The organism is Duganella sacchari (genome assembly GCF_900143065.1).
In the GTDB taxonomy this organism is placed as follows: domain Bacteria; phylum Pseudomonadota; class Gammaproteobacteria; order Burkholderiales; family Burkholderiaceae_D; genus Rugamonas; species Rugamonas sacchari.
On sequence record NZ_FRCX01000006.1, the window covers coordinates 173,599 to 188,104 of the forward strand.

General features: G+C 61.1%; 17 protein-coding genes. 13 read left to right on the forward strand and 4 right to left on the reverse strand.

The window, feature by feature from the left end; translation table 11 throughout:
- The first annotated feature begins 48 nt into the window (after positions 1 to 48).
- From BUA36_RS14755 to BUA36_RS14770, 4 genes are all read left to right on the forward strand, one after another.
- On the forward strand, positions 49 to 489 hold the full coding sequence (locus BUA36_RS14755; RefSeq protein ID WP_072785797.1) for an ester cyclase: 441 nt from the start codon (positions 49 to 51) through the stop codon (positions 487 to 489).
- Between the two features lie 113 nt (positions 490 to 602).
- Positions 603 to 2,186, forward strand: coding sequence for an ABC-F family ATP-binding cassette domain-containing protein (locus BUA36_RS14760; protein WP_072785799.1), 1,584 nt, complete (start codon positions 603 to 605; stop codon positions 2,184 to 2,186).
- A 37-nt stretch (positions 2,187 to 2,223) separates the two neighbouring features.
- Positions 2,224 to 2,703: a hypothetical protein gene (locus BUA36_RS14765; protein ID WP_072785802.1), complete on the forward strand. Its 480-nt coding sequence runs from the start codon at positions 2,224 to 2,226 to the stop codon at positions 2,701 to 2,703.
- Positions 2,700 to 3,509 carry a DUF2145 domain-containing protein gene (locus BUA36_RS14770; RefSeq protein ID WP_072785804.1) on the forward strand — a complete coding sequence of 270 codons (810 nt, stop codon included), beginning with the start codon at positions 2,700 to 2,702 and terminating at the stop codon, positions 3,507 to 3,509. The genes BUA36_RS14765 and BUA36_RS14770 overlap by 4 nt, the downstream gene beginning before the upstream one ends.
- On the opposite strand, the gene BUA36_RS14775 is transcribed toward BUA36_RS14770, so the two are convergent.
- Positions 3,493 to 4,386, reverse strand: a complete 894-nt coding sequence (locus tag BUA36_RS14775; RefSeq protein WP_229255717.1) for a LysR family transcriptional regulator — start codon at positions 4,384 to 4,386, stop codon at positions 3,493 to 3,495. The two genes, BUA36_RS14770 and BUA36_RS14775, sit on opposite strands and share 17 nt — an antisense overlap.
- Positions 4,387 to 4,506: 120 nt before the next feature.
- Here BUA36_RS14775 and BUA36_RS14780 point away from each other — a divergent pair, with 120 nt between their 5' ends.
- The 7 genes from BUA36_RS14780 to BUA36_RS14810 all read left to right on the forward strand — a co-directional run bounded on the left by BUA36_RS14780 (position 4,507) and on the right by BUA36_RS14810 (position 10,202).
- Entirely contained in the window at positions 4,507 to 5,496 is a 990-nt protein-coding gene (locus BUA36_RS14780) for a zinc-dependent alcohol dehydrogenase family protein (protein WP_072786183.1), read from the forward strand.
- Between the two features lie 110 nt (positions 5,497 to 5,606).
- On the forward strand, positions 5,607 to 5,981 hold the full coding sequence (locus BUA36_RS14785) for a hypothetical protein (protein ID WP_139260569.1): 375 nt from the start codon (positions 5,607 to 5,609) through the stop codon (positions 5,979 to 5,981).
- A gap of 99 nt (positions 5,982 to 6,080) precedes the next feature.
- A complete protein-coding gene (locus tag BUA36_RS14790) occupies positions 6,081 to 6,725 on the forward strand; it encodes a TetR/AcrR family transcriptional regulator (RefSeq protein ID WP_072785810.1) in 645 nt (214 codons plus the stop codon).
- A gap of 169 nt (positions 6,726 to 6,894) precedes the next feature.
- The gene (locus BUA36_RS14795; RefSeq protein ID WP_072785813.1) at positions 6,895 to 7,548 is read left to right on the forward strand and encodes a protein-L-isoaspartate O-methyltransferase family protein; all 654 of its coding nucleotides are present in this window, start codon (positions 6,895 to 6,897) and stop codon (positions 7,546 to 7,548) included.
- Positions 7,549 to 7,565: 17 nt separating this feature from the next.
- A complete protein-coding gene (locus BUA36_RS14800; protein WP_072785816.1) occupies positions 7,566 to 7,889 on the forward strand; it encodes a rhodanese-like domain-containing protein in 324 nt (107 codons plus the stop codon).
- A gap of 92 nt (positions 7,890 to 7,981) precedes the next feature.
- The gene (locus tag BUA36_RS14805) at positions 7,982 to 9,307 is read left to right on the forward strand and encodes a TolC family outer membrane protein (RefSeq protein WP_072785818.1); all 1,326 of its coding nucleotides are present in this window, start codon (positions 7,982 to 7,984) and stop codon (positions 9,305 to 9,307) included.
- Between the two features lie 160 nt (positions 9,308 to 9,467).
- On the forward strand, positions 9,468 to 10,202 hold the full coding sequence (locus BUA36_RS14810) for an SDR family oxidoreductase (protein ID WP_072785821.1): 735 nt from the start codon (positions 9,468 to 9,470) through the stop codon (positions 10,200 to 10,202).
- Between the two features lie 45 nt (positions 10,203 to 10,247).
- Here the strand turns inward: BUA36_RS14810 and gloA are convergent, their stop codons facing one another.
- From gloA to BUA36_RS14825, 3 genes are read right to left on the reverse strand one after another with little or no spacing between them, the layout of a single operon-like run.
- Positions 10,248 to 10,655, reverse strand: a complete 408-nt coding sequence (gloA, locus tag BUA36_RS14815; protein ID WP_072785824.1) for a lactoylglutathione lyase — start codon at positions 10,653 to 10,655, stop codon at positions 10,248 to 10,250.
- Between the two features lie 40 nt (positions 10,656 to 10,695).
- Positions 10,696 to 12,003, reverse strand: coding sequence for a PQQ-dependent sugar dehydrogenase (locus BUA36_RS14820; protein WP_072785826.1), 1,308 nt, complete (start codon positions 12,001 to 12,003; stop codon positions 10,696 to 10,698).
- 19 nt (positions 12,004 to 12,022) lie between these two features.
- The gene (locus BUA36_RS14825; protein WP_072785829.1) at positions 12,023 to 12,262 is read right to left on the reverse strand and encodes a hypothetical protein; all 240 of its coding nucleotides are present in this window, start codon (positions 12,260 to 12,262) and stop codon (positions 12,023 to 12,025) included.
- Positions 12,263 to 12,401: 139 nt separating this feature from the next.
- Between BUA36_RS14825 and BUA36_RS14830 the strand changes: the two genes are divergently transcribed.
- Positions 12,402 to 13,475 carry a DUF3667 domain-containing protein gene (locus tag BUA36_RS14830; RefSeq protein WP_072785831.1) on the forward strand — a complete coding sequence of 358 codons (1,074 nt, stop codon included), beginning with the start codon at positions 12,402 to 12,404 and terminating at the stop codon, positions 13,473 to 13,475.
- A 116-nt stretch (positions 13,476 to 13,591) separates the two neighbouring features.
- On the forward strand, positions 13,592 to 14,500 hold the full coding sequence (locus BUA36_RS14835) for an NAD kinase (RefSeq protein ID WP_072785833.1): 909 nt from the start codon (positions 13,592 to 13,594) through the stop codon (positions 14,498 to 14,500).
- Positions 14,501 to 14,506 lie beyond the last annotated feature (6 nt).

Genomic DNA, 14,506 nt, shown 5'->3' on the forward strand with positions numbered 1-14,506 from the left:
GCCGATTGCTACAGTGAGCACATCATCCACTTGAGCAGGAGGCACATCATGACCATGCAGGAAAACGGCCTGACCACGGGCCAGCAGCAAGCCATTGAGCATCTGTACCGCGCCTTTAACGAGCAGAATCCCGATTTGCTGGATCTGGCGCTGATGCCGGACTGGCAGGATATTCCGCTTGGCCCCGGGCAGCAGCCTGGCCTGGCGGGCATGAAGCCCATCATCGGCATGTTCATTGCCGCCTTTCCCGACGTGAAAATCACCATCTTCGATCTATTTGGCCGCGACGGCAAGGCGGCGGTGCGCGCGCAGATCACGGGGACGCACCGCGGCGCGTTCTTTGGCATTCCGCCGACCGGCAAGCCGATTGCAATTGCCATTCACGAGTTTCATCTACTGACCGGGGACCGCATTGCGCAGACCTGGCATCTGGAGGACTGGTTCGGCATGTTGAACCAGGTCGGTGTGTGGTCACCGGCCATGGTATAGTGAGCGCCTGATTTATCACACACGAGGTATTGGTCCGATGCGCAATTGATGCTGTTGTCTTAAACACTGCTGCTCCTTTCCGGGGCTGTTTTGACACATCAATTGAGATCGCGATGACGAATACCTGTCTGACGCTGGAAGGCGTTTCATACATGCTGGCCGATGGCCGCATGCTTTTCCAAAACCTCAACGAAGTATTTGACCAGCGCCGTACAGGCCTGGTGGGCCGCAATGGCGTCGGCAAGAGCGTACTGGCACGCGTGATGGCTGGCGAGCTGGCGCCATCCGCCGGCCGGTGCGCGCGCGGCGGCACGGTGCATTACCTGTCGCAGCAGCTTGAGCGGCAAGGCTCGGTCGCTACTCTGGCGGGTGTGCAGCCTGTTTTGGCGGCACTGGCACGCATTCAGGAAGGCAGCATTGATGCGGCGGACTTTGATGCTGTTGGCGAACGCTGGGATGTGCGCGAGCGCCTGCAGTCCGAGCTTGACCGCTGTGGCTTGCCGCATCTACGGCCGGACACGCTGGCGTCAACGCTGAGCGGCGGCGAAGCGATGCGTGTGGCCCTGATTGGTGCTGATCTTGCCGATGCTGATTTCCTGATACTCGATGAGCCCAGCAACCATCTGGATCGCGCCAATCGCCTGGCGTTGCTGGCGCAGTTGCAACGCTGGCCGCGTGGCCTGCTGACGATCAGCCACGATCGTGAATTGCTGGAGCAGATGGAGCGTGTCGTTGAGTTGTCGCCAATGGGATTGCGCAGTTATGGCGGGCCTTACTCTTTTTACGCCGCCTGCAAACGCGCCGAACATGAAAACGCGCAGCGACAGCTCGAGCAGCGCAAGCTGGAACGCAAGCGCGAGACGCAGGCCATGCATGAACAACAGGAGCGGCAGGCGCGCCGTCTTGCCAAAGGCGCCAGCGATGCAGGCAGCGCCAATCAGGCGGCGATTCTACTGGGAGGCATGAAGAGCCGGGCGGAAGGCGCGGCGGGCAAACTGCGGCAGCAGCATGCCGCGCAGCGCGCGCTGTTGTCGCAACGCGTACAGGATGCCGCACGCCAGCTCGAGCCGCAGGTTGAAATCGCGATGCATGCCGTGGCGTCCGCGCAAGCGGCGCGCCTGCGCATCGCGGAATTGACGGATGTGGTGCTGCCGTATGGCGCGCGCACGCAGCCCATCAATCTGACCATCACAGGTCAGCAGCGCATTGGTGTAGCGGGATCCAATGGCTGCGGCAAATCGACGCTGCTGAAAATGCTGGCTGGCCAACTGGCGCCGCGCACTGGCAGTTGCCAGGTGTGGGGCAGGACTGCTTACCTCGATCAGCAACTGGCGACGCTGGCGCCGGAGCGCTCCGCGATATCGCACCTGCTGGATGTGAATAGCGAGGCCGGCGAATCGGCCTTGCGCACCCATCTCGCACAAATGGGACTGGATGCGCAACGTGCATCAGCGCCAGTGGCAGCACTGAGCGGCGGCGAGCGGCTGAAGGTTGCGCTGGCCTGTGCGCTGTATGCCCATCCGCCGGCGCAGCTGTTGCTGCTGGATGAACCCAGTAACCATCTGGATATCGCTTCGCTGGAAGCGCTTGAACACATGCTGCGACAGTATCAAGGGGCGCTGATGGTGGTCTCGCATGACGAGATGTTTATGCAGTCGCTGAATCTTACTGAACGCTTGCAGTTGTTGGTAAATTGAGAATATGATGCGGAATATAATGAACGGGAGAGAGCATATGACGGCAAACGCCGCAATCCGCACGGCCATCACGGCTGCCATGTTGACCATGACGACTGCTGCGATGGCAGGCGATGGTTCCACTCATATGACGGCTTCCGAGAAGGTCTCCATCGGCACCATGTCCATCGTGGCGGCGCCGGCGATCAGCGTTGCAGGTTCCGCGAAAGGCGATTCGGGGCCGGTGGAAGGTTCGGTTGCCGTGGTGGCAGGTGGTGCTTATGTCGTCAGCGGCATCGTGGAGGGCGCGTCCAATGTGGTGGAGATCCTGCTGTCATCGGTAGCGAATGGCGCCAAGCTCTCTGTCAAGATCAGCGGCAAAACGGCAAATGCAATCGGCTTGTCGGCTGGTGCCACGGTGCAGGTGATTTCCGAAACCACGGGCACGCTGCTGGTGGCGTCGGGCAAGGTGATTGCCTTCATTCCTAACGCGCTGGGTGAAGCGCTGTTCTCGCAAAAACGCCTGTCCGCGCAATGAGTGCGCGTTTGAAGCGCGCGTTTGCCGCCGTTGCGATGGCTGCTGCGGTGTGTGCCGCGCCTGCATATGCGGGGCAGTCGTGCGAAGAGCATCTCGTTACGCAGCAGTCCTTTAGCGACGCCATTTTCACGGGGCAGGGTGTGCAGACTGCACTGGATGCCACGGGCGTTGATGTCGCCGTCGTGGCGCGACAGGGGCAGGACCTGTCCAAGTTCGGCTTGAAGTACTCGCATGCCGGCCTGGCATTTCGTACGGCGCCCGGCCAACCCTGGCGCATTTACGAACTGTTGAACGATTGCGGCACCGCCGATTCCGCGTTGTGGGTAGATGGTCTGGCCAACTTCTTCCTGGATGAACCCTACACGCTGGATGCCTTGCTGCTGGTGCCGCCACCGCAAGTCGCTGCACGGCTCAAGGCCGCGCTCAATGATCCAGCTGCGCTGCGCAATCTGCACCAGAAGAAGTACAACATGGTGGCCTATCCATTTTCGACCAAGTACCAGAATTCCAACCAGTGGATACTGGAAGTGCTGGCGTCAGCGGAGGCCAGCGATGTGCGCGTACATACGCGCGAGCAGGCGCAGTCGTGGTTGAAGATGGTTGGTTATCAGCCCACTGAAATGGTGATCGGGCCGCTGACGCGACTGGGCGGGCGCATGTTCAAGGCCAATATCGCCTTTGACGACCATCCAGGCGCCTTGCGTTTTTCAGATCGCATCAATGCGGTGACGGTGGAGTCCATGCGCCGGTTTTTGCTGGCGCGTGATGAAGGCTGGCGCGCGCAGGAAATCAAGGGCCGTCGTTAAAGCTCGCCACCAGCGCATCAATCGCCGCGCGGGTTTTTAGCGGCATCTGCGGCGATTGCAGCCACATGGCGTAATGGTCGTAGACGAGGGGCGGCTGCCGGACCAGCACCTGTTTCAGTTTGCCAGCCTGCAGTTGTTCGCTGACCAGCCAGCGTGGCAGCCATGCCAAACCGGCTCCAGTGCAGGCGGCATCGACGATGGCCGACAGGTCGTCAAGGCGCAAACGGTGGTGTGGCATGTATTCAGTGTAGCTGCCGTCTGTCTGCGGAAAACGCCACGGCTGTGCGTGGCCGTGACGGGCGAACATGATGGCCTGATGCGACGGCAGTGCATCGGGTCTGGCCGGCGTGCCGTGCTTCTTCAGATAAGACGGCGCTGCGCACACCAGCATGTCATCGCTGCGCAGAAGGCGCGCAACAACGCCGGCCTGGTTGCCCATGCCGCCGCCATCCCGCGCCAGGCTGCGGATCGCCAGATCGACGCCATTGCCTGCCAGGTCGGCAAAGCCGTCACCAAAGGCCAGGTCCAGTTCCAACCCCGGATATTTTTTAGTTAGCGCCATCAGCACCGGCAATGCACATACGCGGCCAAACAGCTGCGGCATGCTGACGCGCAGCCTGCCGGATGGTTGCGCCAGCTGATCGGCGGCCATGCCGTCGGCGGCGTCCACCTCCGCCAGGATGCTGCGGCAGCGGTCATAGTAGGCTTTGCCGAAATCGGTCAGGCTTTGCCGGCGTGTGGTGCGGTTCAGCAGGCGTACGCCAAGGCGTTGTTCGAGGAACAGGATATGTTTGCCGACCATTGGGGCGGAAATATCCAGCGCGTCCGCTGCCGCGGCAAACGAGCCCAGGTCCACCGCGCGGACGAATACAGACATGCTGGTCAAACGGTCCAATTAAAAACTCCTGGTTTTTACTGTCGCGCCGGAATGGCGATTTATCGTGGGAATAGCCGCTGTCATCATTGATTCCATCAAAATTATATAGGAATGAATGCCATGACCCGTATCGTACGATTCCATGAATTTGGCGCTGCCGATGTGCTGCGTATCGAGCATGTGGACTTGCCCGCGCCTGCCGCTGGCGAGGTGCAGATCAAGGTGAAGGCGTTGGGCCTGAACCGCGCCGAAGTGCTGATGCGCTCCGGGACTTACATTGAAACGCCGTCACTGCCGTCCGGTCTGGGGCTGGAGGCCGCCGGCGTCATCACGCGGGTTGGCGCTGGGGTGACGGCGCTGCGTGAAGGTGATGCGGTCAGCGTGATGCCGCCGATATCGATGGCGGAGTGGCCGACGTATGCGGAAGCCATCAACTACCCGGCATCGCAGGTCGTATGCCATCCATCGTCGCTGAGTTTTGAAATGGCCGCCGCCGCATGGATGCAGTATCTGACTGCTTATGGTGCGCTGGTCGATATCGCCGGCTTGAAGGCTGGAGAGCTGGTGGTGATTACCGCGGCATCCAGCAGCGTCGGGCTGGCGGCGATCCAGATTGCCAATCTGCTGGGGGCGGTGCCGGTGGCGGTGACGCGCCGCTGCGGCAAGGCCGATGCGTTGCGGCAGGCCGGCGCGCGGCATGTGATTGCATCGGAACAGGAGGATCTCGGCGCCAGGCTGCATGCGTTGTCGGAAGGGCGTGGCGTGCGCATGGTGTTCGACCCGGTGGCCGGTCCGCTGTTTGCGCCGTTGACCGCCGCCATGTCGCGTGGTGGCATTCTGATCGAATACGGCGGCCTGAGTGCGCAGCCTACGCCGTTCCCGTTGGGGAGTGTGCTGGGTAAAAGCCTGACGCTACGCGGCTATCTGGTACATGAAGTGTTGCGCGACCCCGGGCGTTTGCAGGCCGCGCAGCGTTTCATCCTCGACGGCCTGGCCAGTGGAGCACTGTCACCGGTCATCGCCCGAACCTTCGCCTTCGAGCAGATCGCCGATGCCCACTGCTACCTAGAAAGCAATGAGCAGATGGGCAAAGTGGTGGTGCGGTTTTAATGGGAATTGGCCGGGACGTATATTTATCGCTAGTGAGCAATTAAAATCGCGGTGTGGCGATGGGCGTGTCGATTTCATAGGGAAATCTATTGCAAATCGGTAAGGACGCAATGTTGGGTGACGTATACAATACGTTACAAATCATCCTGTACGGACCGCCTGAAGTCCGCTTTTCCATGTTGCGAATAACGTTGCTTATACTGTTGCTTGCGATTATTCCGATTTACGCATCGAATCAATCCGAAGAAACTTATCGGAAAAAGGTCGAGGTGCATTCGGTAACGTATTACCTCGATCACACACTGGAAGCGCGTTCACTGGCAATCCAATGCCGGCAAATAGACCAGCATCGGCTGCGCGAATCGGATATCTGGGGTTATCAATATTGGCGTATGTCCGATTTCTGGACTAACTGCACCAATGCAATCAGCGTGGTAGACGCGCTGGCGATTGCCGAGCGCGCGCCAGCAGCGCCTGCACGTTAAGAAAAGTCGCAGTACCGTCTGCGGGATTGACCTTGCACTTCTCCAGGCTTGGGCTTATATTAATGACTTATAAGTTAGTTATTATATTAAAACCCACCCATGCAAGCCCCTCAAGATACCAAGCCACGTTGGGAGCGGCGCAAGGACGCGCGCCCGCAGGAGTTGCTTGCGGCCGCGCTGAATCAGTTCGTTGAACGCGGCTTTGCCGCTACCCGCCTGGAGGACGTCGCCAAACATGCCGGCGTCTCCAAGGGGACGCTGTATTTGTATTTCGCCAATAAAGAAGAGCTGTTTAAAGAAGTGGTGCGTGCCAACATCGTTGCCACCATCGGCGAAGCGGAGCAGGATGCCGCCGCTTACGACGGCCCCAGCGGCGATCTGCTGGCCACGCTGCTGATGAAATGGTGGGCAGAAATCTGCGCCACCCCGCTGGGCGGCATCACCAAGCTGATGCTGGCAGAAGGCAATAATTTCCCTGAACTGGCGCAGTTTTATAACGAGGAAGTGGTGGCGCGCGGCAGCGGCCTGTTTACGCGCGTGCTCGAGCGCGGCATCGCGCGCGGCGAGTTCCGCCCGGTCGATCCGGTGGTCATGACCCAGGTGCTGATAGCGCCCGTGCTCATGCTCATGATGTGGACCCATTCGTATATGCCGACCTGCGATATGCCGCCGATCTCGCCGCAGGCGTTCATGGAGACGTTTATCAGCACCACGCTGCGCGGTTTGAAGCTGGATGCACCGTGATGCGTGCCCCAGGCTTTTCCGTCCAGCTTGCCATTTGGGTAGGTTCACCCCCCTTAAACTGCAGACTGTCGCAATTTCCCGCGATCTGGCCGTCTAATCGTTAATATGTGCCTCGTTGCCAGTTCAACGATAAAATGACGGATTATTTAATCCCGACATGAGTCATAAGATGAATATCGAACAAGCCCGCTTCAACATGATCGAACAGCAAATCCGTCCTTGGGACGTTCTGGACCCGGAGGTTCTGGAATTGCTGCACGTCGTCAAACGCGAGAATTTCGTCGCTGCCGAGCACAAGGCTCTGGCGTTTGCCGACATTGAAATCCCGCTGCCTGGCGGCGAATCCATGCTGGCGCCCAAGATCGAGGCCCGCCTGCTGCAAGACCTGGGGCTGAAAAAGCATGAGTCCGTGCTGGAAATCGGCAGCGGCTCCGGCTACATGGCGGCACTGCTGGCGCACAAGGCGCGCCACGTGACGACCGTGGAAGTGTCGCCTGAGCTGAAAGCGCTGGCGCAGAAGAACCTGGCCGCCAACGATGTCAGCAATGTGTCGGTTGAGCTCGGCGATGGCGCCCAGGGTTGGACCAATGGCGCGCCGTTCGATGTCATCGTGGTCTCCGGTTCGCTGCCGGTGCTGCCGGAAGCACTGTTGCAACAACTGAAAGTGGGCGGCCGTCTGGCGGTCATCATCGGCCAGGCGCCGGCGATGAAGGCGCAGCTGATCACCCGCACCGGCGAAGCGGGCTACGACACCCGCACCCTGTTCGAGACCAACGTCAAGGCGCTGGCATCGGCAGTGGCGCCATCGAAGTTCCAGTTCTGAGCCTGACGGAGTAGACCATGCAGCAGATTACTGCACTGGAGCTGGCCGACTGGCTGGCAGACGACGCACGCCCCAGCCCGATGTTGCTGGACGTGCGTGAAAACTGGGAATTTGAAACCTGCCGCATTGAGGGCTCGGTGCAGATTCCCATGAACACCATACCGGCGCGCATCGATGACCTCGATGAAGATGCAGCAATTGTCTGCATCTGCCATCACGGCGCGCGCAGTATGCAGGTGGCAGCCTTCCTGGAGCGTAACGGCTTCGGCAAGATGGTCAACCTGACCGGCGGTATCCACGCCTGGGCGGTGCAAGTCGATAGCACGATGGCCAAGTACTGATCTGGCCGCGCCTGTGCTGTCGGCCGGCGCGGCGATCAGGTGGCAGTGTGATGGATTTGTTTAACTTTTTGATGACTCCAACGGAGAATGCAATGCAGAAACCCCTTATCGCCGTGCTGATCACCAGCGCCTTCTTGACGCTCAACGCACAGGCGGCCGACCTGCTCCAGGTGTACCAGCAAGCACTGGCCAACGACGCCACGTATGCTGGCGCCCGCTCTTCGCTTGCAGCTGGTCAGGAACGCATTACCCAGGGGCGTTCTGGCTTGTTGCCAGTGATTTCGGCCAGCGGCAGCAACACCCGCAACTCCGGCGACAGCACGCAAGTGCAGGAGATCACCGGGATTCGCTTCCAGGGCGACACCAAGTACCATACCAACAGCTATACGGTCGCACTGACCCAGCCGCTGATCAACTGGGGCGCCTGGCAGACCTACCAGCAGAGCAAGCTGTCGCAAGCATCGGCCGAGGCGACCTTCTCGCAAGCCCAGCAGGATCTGATCGTGCGGGTGGCGCAGGCCTACTTTGACGTGCTGACCGCGCAGGACAACCTGACCGCGACCCAGGCGCAGAAAGTGGCCACCACCGAGCAGCTGGCATCGGCCAAGCGTAACTTTGAAGTCGGCACCCAGACCATCACCGATACCCACGAGGCGCAAGCGGCCTACGACCTGGTGGTGGCGCAGGAATTTGCCGCCATCAACGATCTGGACAACAAGCGCACCGCACTGCAGGTGATCGTCGGCCAGACGCCAGGCGAACTGGCGCCGCTGCGCACCGGCGTAACGATTGCGCCGCCGTCGCCGGCCTCGGTGGACCCATGGGTCAGCTCGGCCGAGAGCCAGAACTATGCCGTGGTGGCGGCTGGCCTGAATGTGGAAATCGCCAAGCGTGAAATTTCGCGCAACCGTGCCAACCATTTGCCGACCGCGAACCTGATTGCCAGCAACTCGCACCAGAACCAGACCGGCGTGACTGGCGGCACGGTCAATAACAATGCGATCGGCGTCAGCTGGAGCATCCCTATCTTCAACGGCTTTGCCGTGACCAGCAAGGTGCGCGAAACCATCGCGCTGGAAGAGAAAGCCCGCAACGACCTGGAAGCCACCAAACGCGCCGCGTCGCAGACCGCGCGCCAGGCCTTCCTGGGCATGACCAGTGGCCTGGCCCAGGTCAAGGCGCTGGAAGCGGCTGAAGTGTCGAGCAAATCGTCGCTGGATTCGAACAAGCTGGGTTACCAGGTGGGCGTGCGTATCAACATTGACGTGCTGAATGCGCAAAAGCTGCTGTACTCGACCCAGAAAGACCTGTCGAAAGCCCGTTACGATACCATCATGAACGGCCTGCGCCTGAAGTCGGCCGCCGGTTCGCTGAGGGAAGAGGACCTGGGCCCGGTCAACGCGCTGCTTGCCCGCTAAGCGCGGTTCCGCGCCACCCGCAACGCCGGCCGACGCCGGCGTTTTTTTATGCGAAGATTATTGGTGAAAACTGCATAGTCATAGCAATTTTCATGGATTTATTCATTCTGGCTATAAGAGGATACTGCATCCATTCCAACCAGATTGAAGGAGCAGGACCATGAAGCAAGTTGCTATTGTGACCGGCGCATCGCGTGGCATTGGCGCCGCCATCGCCCAGCGCCTGGCCAGGGATGGCTTGGCGGTGGTGATCAACTATGCGGGCAATGCGGTGGAGGCGGACAAGGTGGTTGGCGCCATCCTCGCCAGTGGCGGCACGGCCATCGCGGTGCAGGCCGACGTCGCCAGCGCCACCGATGTCCGCAAGCTGTTTGACCAGACCGTCGCTCAGCTGGGCCGTGTGGATGTGCTGGTCAACAATGCCGGCATCATGCCGTCACAGCTGCCGCACCTGTCGGCCACCGACGACGACACTTTTGACCGCCTGGTCGCTGTCAACCTCAAAGGCAGCTTCAACACCATGCGCGAGGCGGCGCAGAAGCTGGAAAACGGCGGCCGCATCATCAACTTCTCGTCCAGCCTGGTCGGCACGCTGCTGCCAGGTTACGCGGCGTACGTGGCCACCAAGGCTGGCGTGGAAGCCATGACCTCCATCCTGTCCAAGGAACTGCGCGGCAAGAACATCACGGTCAATGCCGTGGCGCCCGGCCCGACTGCGACGGCGCTGTTCCTGGATGGGAAAACGCCCGAACTCATCGAGCGCCTGGCCAAGATGCCGCCGCTGGAACGCCTGGGGCAGCCGGAAGACATTGCCAATGCGGTGTCCTTCCTGGCGGGCGCGGACGGCGGCTGGATTAATGGCCAGACGCTGCGCGCCAACGGCGGCATGGTGTAAGGAGCACGCCCCTGCATTGCCGCCCCGCGCATGCCAACGCTGTTTTTACAGGCCGGCGCCCTGGCCGTCGAAGCTGCGTTCGATGAGTTCGATCTTGTAGCCGTCCGGGTCGGTCACAAACGCGATCACCGTGGAGCCGCCCTTGACTGGCCCCGGTTCACGCGTGACCGTGCCGCCATTGGCTTTCACGGCAGCGGCAGCGCTGTAGATGTCGGTTGCCGAAATCGCGATATGGCCGTAGGCGTTGCCCATGTCGTAGCTGGTGACGCCGTAGTTGTAGGTCAGCTCCAGTTCGGCGTGGTCCGGGTTGGCGCCGTAGCCCAGGAAGGCCAGCGTGTACTGGTACTCGGGATTATCGCTGGTGCGCAGCAGTTTCATGCCGAGTACCTTGGTGTAGAAATCGATGGAGCGCTGCAGGTCGCCAACCCGCAGCATGGTGTGCAGTATACGCATGGTAAATCCTTGTCTATGATGAAGCGAAACAAGAATTTTATCAGCGGCTGGCGGTTTTCGCCGCCGGCGCCACGCGCCAGATCACGTTGCCCACATCATCCGCCACCAGCAGCGCACCCTGCTTGTCGACCGCCACGCCGACCGGCCGGCCACGCGCCTTGCCGTCGCTGTCGAGGAAACCGGTCAGGAAATCCTGCGGCGCACCGGACGGCTTGCCGCCGCTGAACGGAATAAACACCACCTTGTAGCCGCTATGCGGCTTGCGGTTCCAGGAACCGTGCTGGCCGATGAACACGCCGCCCTGGTAGGGCTGCGGGAAGGCCTTGGCGTCATAGAAGGTCAGGCCCAGCGAGGCCGTGTGACCGCCCAGCGCGTAGTCCGGCACGATGGCCTGGGCCACCAGCTCCGGCTTTTGCGGCGAGACGCGCGTGTCCACATGCTGGCCGTAGTAGCTGTAGGGCCAGCCGTAGAAGCCGCCTTCCTTCACCGAGGTCATGTAGTCGGGCACGAGATCGTTGCCCAGTTCGTCGCGCTCGTTGACCGTGGTCCACAGCGTTTTGGTCTGCGGCTCCCAGCCCATGCCATTGGCGTTGCGCAGGCCGGTGGCGTACAGGCGAGACTTGCTGGTGGCGATCTCCAGCTGCCAGATGGCGGCGCGGCCGGTCTCCGCATCGATGCCGTTCTCGCCCACATTGCTGTTGGAGCCGACCGTCACGTACAGGTACTTGCCGTCCGGGCTAGCGGTGATGTTCTTGGTCCAGTGGTGGTTGATGGTGCCGGCCGGCAGGTCCATGACCTTGGTACCGGGCCCGCTGATGCTGTTGGCGCCTTCCTGGTATGGGAAGCGCAGCACTGCGTCGGTATCGGCCACATATAAATCCTTGCCGACCAGGACCATGCCGAAGGGCGAGTTGAGTCCCTGGATAAAGACGGACTTGCTTTGCGCCACGCCCCTGGCGTCCAGCCCGCGCAGCAGCGTGATGCGGTTGGCGGACTTGCTGACCGCACCGGCTTTCTTTTGCACCTGTTTCATGACCATGCCTTTGACGCCCTTGGCGTCGTCCGGCTTGGGCGGCGCATTGGTTTCCGCCACCAGCACATCGCCGTTGGGCAGCGGGTACACCCAGCGCGGATGGTCGAGATCGCGCGCATACGCCGTCACGCTGAACCCAGCCGGCGCCACCGGCTGCTGCTGGGCCGACCATGGCGCCGCCGGGGCGATGTTCACGGTCGGCACCAGCTTGCGTTCCGGTTCAGGCAGGGCGGGATTGGGGCCATAGCCCACCGGGTAGCTTTGGGCGAGGGCCCACAGCGGTGTCAGGGTCAGGATGGCAAGGGCAGGGCGCATGGGCTTACTCCGGTATGGTTCAGTCGCGTTTGACGTTGGGTTGTGGCTGGGCCTTGGCATCGGCGCGCGGCTTTTGCACGCCGCGCTGGTTGTGCAGGTCGGTATCGACCATGCCGCTATCCACATCGGCCGCAGCCTGGCGCATGATGCTGTGCTGTTTATTGCCTTGCCCCTCGGGCGATTCGTCGCGCTCGTGCGGCATGCGCTTGACGCCGTCGTTTTTCACCTTGGCATCCGTATTGATGTGTTGGTCTTTCATGATGGGCCTCCTTGGATATGGGGCCATGTTAGCGAGTTGGTTTTGTGTCAGTCGCCACATTGAATTTTGACAATATTGGTGAGAAGTCGTTTATCATCGTTTATCTTTTCGACCACTTTGCACTCCCAGGATTTCTTGCATGAGCACTGCTGCCGCCCCGGATCACTGCGCCAACTGCGAAACGCCACTGAATGGCCATTACTGCTCCCACTGCGGACAGGAGGCGGTATTGCACCACGCCAGTACGCGCGAGTTCCTGCATGAGTTCATCGGCCACTATGTGGCGCTGGAAGGCAAGCTGTGGGGCTCGCTGAAACGGCTGATCCTCAATCCGGGCGAACTGACCAATGAATACATCCGTGGCCGCCGCGTGCGCTATGTGCAGCCGCTGCGCCTGTACCTGACCTTCAGCGTGCTGTTCTTCGCGCTGCTCAAGTTCACGGGTGGCGAATCGGACGGCAAAGTGGATATCGAAGGCACGACGGCCAAGGTGATGGCCCCGGTCAGCGAGCTGGCGCAGAACGTCGGCAAGCAGCAGGGCCGTCTGGACAAGCTGGATCCGGCCGCCGCGCAAAGCCAGGCCGCCGCCGAAGCGGCACTGGCGGACATGGTCAAGGAAATGCGCGAAGAAGACGCCAAGTCCGCTGCGCGTCTGGCCGAAGTGGAAAAACATCCGGCCGCCAAAGTGGTGCACCCGGCTGCGGAAGCGAAGAAAGATAGCAAGGACAGCGACAACCTCAGCGAGGAATACATCGAGCGCAAGCTGATGGGCTGGCCGCTGCTGCAGCACCAGTGGCAGATATTCAATACCCTGCCGGCGGATGAGCAGCTGAAGACCTTCAAGAACGCCATGCACCACTATGCGCCGTATGCGATTTTCATGCTGATGCCGGTATTCGCGCTGTTCCTCAAAGTGCTGTACCTGGGCTCCGGCCGCCGCTTTGGCGAGCACATGCTGTTCGCATTGCACACCAACGCGTTTGCCTTCCTGATCTTCAGCCTGATCCTGGTGGTCAACTTTGGCTTGGTGCAATTTGTCCTGTGGTGCTGGCTGATCGGCTACCTGCCGTGGGCCATGCGGCGCGTCTACCATAGCAGCCGTCTCGGCACCTTCCTGCGCTGGAGCGTGCTGATGCTGCTGTATATGCTGGCGATGGGACTGGCGCTGATGTTCTCGTCGCTGTTCATGGGGATACTCACGGTCGGCCATTAAACTTGCACAAAATACTGTTTAAATGTACAGTTGCGGCGCTAGGCGGTGATAGCCGAAGCAGGCGATATGAGTTACCCTGCTGCGTGTCCCGCCCCTAGCCCAAAGCCGAGATTTTTATGACCGCCACCCACGCTGTTTTTCAAACTATCGCACTGGTCGTGCGCCCGAATACTGACGGCATCGCCGAGTCGGTGGGCACCGTGGTCGATTTTCTGCGGCAGGGCGGCTACGAGGTGGTGTTTGAAGAGCAGACGGCCGCCCACCTGAACCCCGCCTTCAGCGAGCTGCGCGTGATGAACGCGGCGGAGATCGGCGCCAGCTGCGACGCCGCCGTCGTCATGGGCGGCGATGGCACCATGCTGGGCATCGCGCGCCAGCTGGCGCCATTCAACGTGCCGCTGATCGGCATTAACCAGGGGCGCCTCGGCTTCATGACTGATATCCCGCTGGACGGCATGCAGGACGCGCTGGCGCGCATCCTGAGCGGCAGCTACAAGGCCGAACGCCGCACCTTGCTGGAAGGCCGCGTGGTGCGCGGCGGCGCCACCATCCATGTCGGCATGGCGGTCAACGACGTCGTGGTCTCGCGCGGTACCGGCGCCGGCATGGCCGAGCTGCGCGTGGATGTGGACGGCCAGTTCATGTACAACCAGCGCTCCGACGGCCTGATTATCTCGACCCCGACCGGCTCCACCGCCTACGCGCTGTCGGCGGGCGGCCCGCTGCTGCATCCGTCGCTGGGCGGCATCGTGCTGGTGCCGATTGCGCCGCATGCGCTGTCCAACCGGCCCATCGTGCTGCCGGAGTCGAGCGAGATCGTGGTGGAAATCGTGCGTGGCCGCGACATCAGCGTCAACTTCGACATGCAAACCTTCGCCAGCCTGCAAGCGCAGGACCGGATCGTGATTCAGCGCTCGCCGCATGCGATGACCTTCCTGCATCCGGACGGCTGGAGCTACTACCACACCCTGCGTGAAAAACTCCACTGGAACGAATATCCGTCCAGTGAGGGCAAACTCATTTAACCACTC

Bases quoted from the DNA above. Each gene is read 5' to 3' on its own strand.
- BUA36_RS14830 (WP_072785831.1), top strand. From the start codon at position 12,402: ATGAGCACTGCTGCCGCCCCGGATCACTGCGCCAACTGCGAAACGCCA.
- BUA36_RS14775 (WP_229255717.1), bottom strand. From the start codon at position 4,386: ATGTCTGTATTCGTCCGCGCGGTGGACCTGGGCTCGTTTGCCGCGGCA.
- BUA36_RS14770 (WP_072785804.1), top strand. From the start codon at position 2,700: ATGAGTGCGCGTTTGAAGCGCGCGTTTGCCGCCGTTGCGATGGCTGCT.
- BUA36_RS14835 (WP_072785833.1), top strand. From the start codon at position 13,592: ATGACCGCCACCCACGCTGTTTTTCAAACTATCGCACTGGTCGTGCGC.
- BUA36_RS14765 (WP_072785802.1), top strand. From the start codon at position 2,224: ATGACGGCAAACGCCGCAATCCGCACGGCCATCACGGCTGCCATGTTG.
- BUA36_RS14820 (WP_072785826.1), bottom strand. From the start codon at position 12,003: ATGCGCCCTGCCCTTGCCATCCTGACCCTGACACCGCTGTGGGCCCTC.
- BUA36_RS14800 (WP_072785816.1), top strand. From the start codon at position 7,566: ATGCAGCAGATTACTGCACTGGAGCTGGCCGACTGGCTGGCAGACGAC.
- BUA36_RS14790 (WP_072785810.1), top strand. From the start codon at position 6,081: ATGCAAGCCCCTCAAGATACCAAGCCACGTTGGGAGCGGCGCAAGGAC.
- BUA36_RS14795 (WP_072785813.1), top strand. From the start codon at position 6,895: ATGAATATCGAACAAGCCCGCTTCAACATGATCGAACAGCAAATCCGT.
- gloA (WP_072785824.1), bottom strand. From the start codon at position 10,655: ATGCGTATACTGCACACCATGCTGCGGGTTGGCGACCTGCAGCGCTCC.
- BUA36_RS14810 (WP_072785821.1), top strand. From the start codon at position 9,468: ATGAAGCAAGTTGCTATTGTGACCGGCGCATCGCGTGGCATTGGCGCC.
- BUA36_RS14760 (WP_072785799.1), top strand. From the start codon at position 603: ATGACGAATACCTGTCTGACGCTGGAAGGCGTTTCATACATGCTGGCC.
- BUA36_RS14755 (WP_072785797.1), top strand. From the start codon at position 49: ATGACCATGCAGGAAAACGGCCTGACCACGGGCCAGCAGCAAGCCATT.
- BUA36_RS14785 (WP_139260569.1), top strand. From the start codon at position 5,607: ATGTTGGGTGACGTATACAATACGTTACAAATCATCCTGTACGGACCG.
- BUA36_RS14780 (WP_072786183.1), top strand. From the start codon at position 4,507: ATGACCCGTATCGTACGATTCCATGAATTTGGCGCTGCCGATGTGCTG.
- BUA36_RS14805 (WP_072785818.1), top strand. From the start codon at position 7,982: ATGCAGAAACCCCTTATCGCCGTGCTGATCACCAGCGCCTTCTTGACG.
- BUA36_RS14825 (WP_072785829.1), bottom strand. From the start codon at position 12,262: ATGAAAGACCAACACATCAATACGGATGCCAAGGTGAAAAACGACGGC.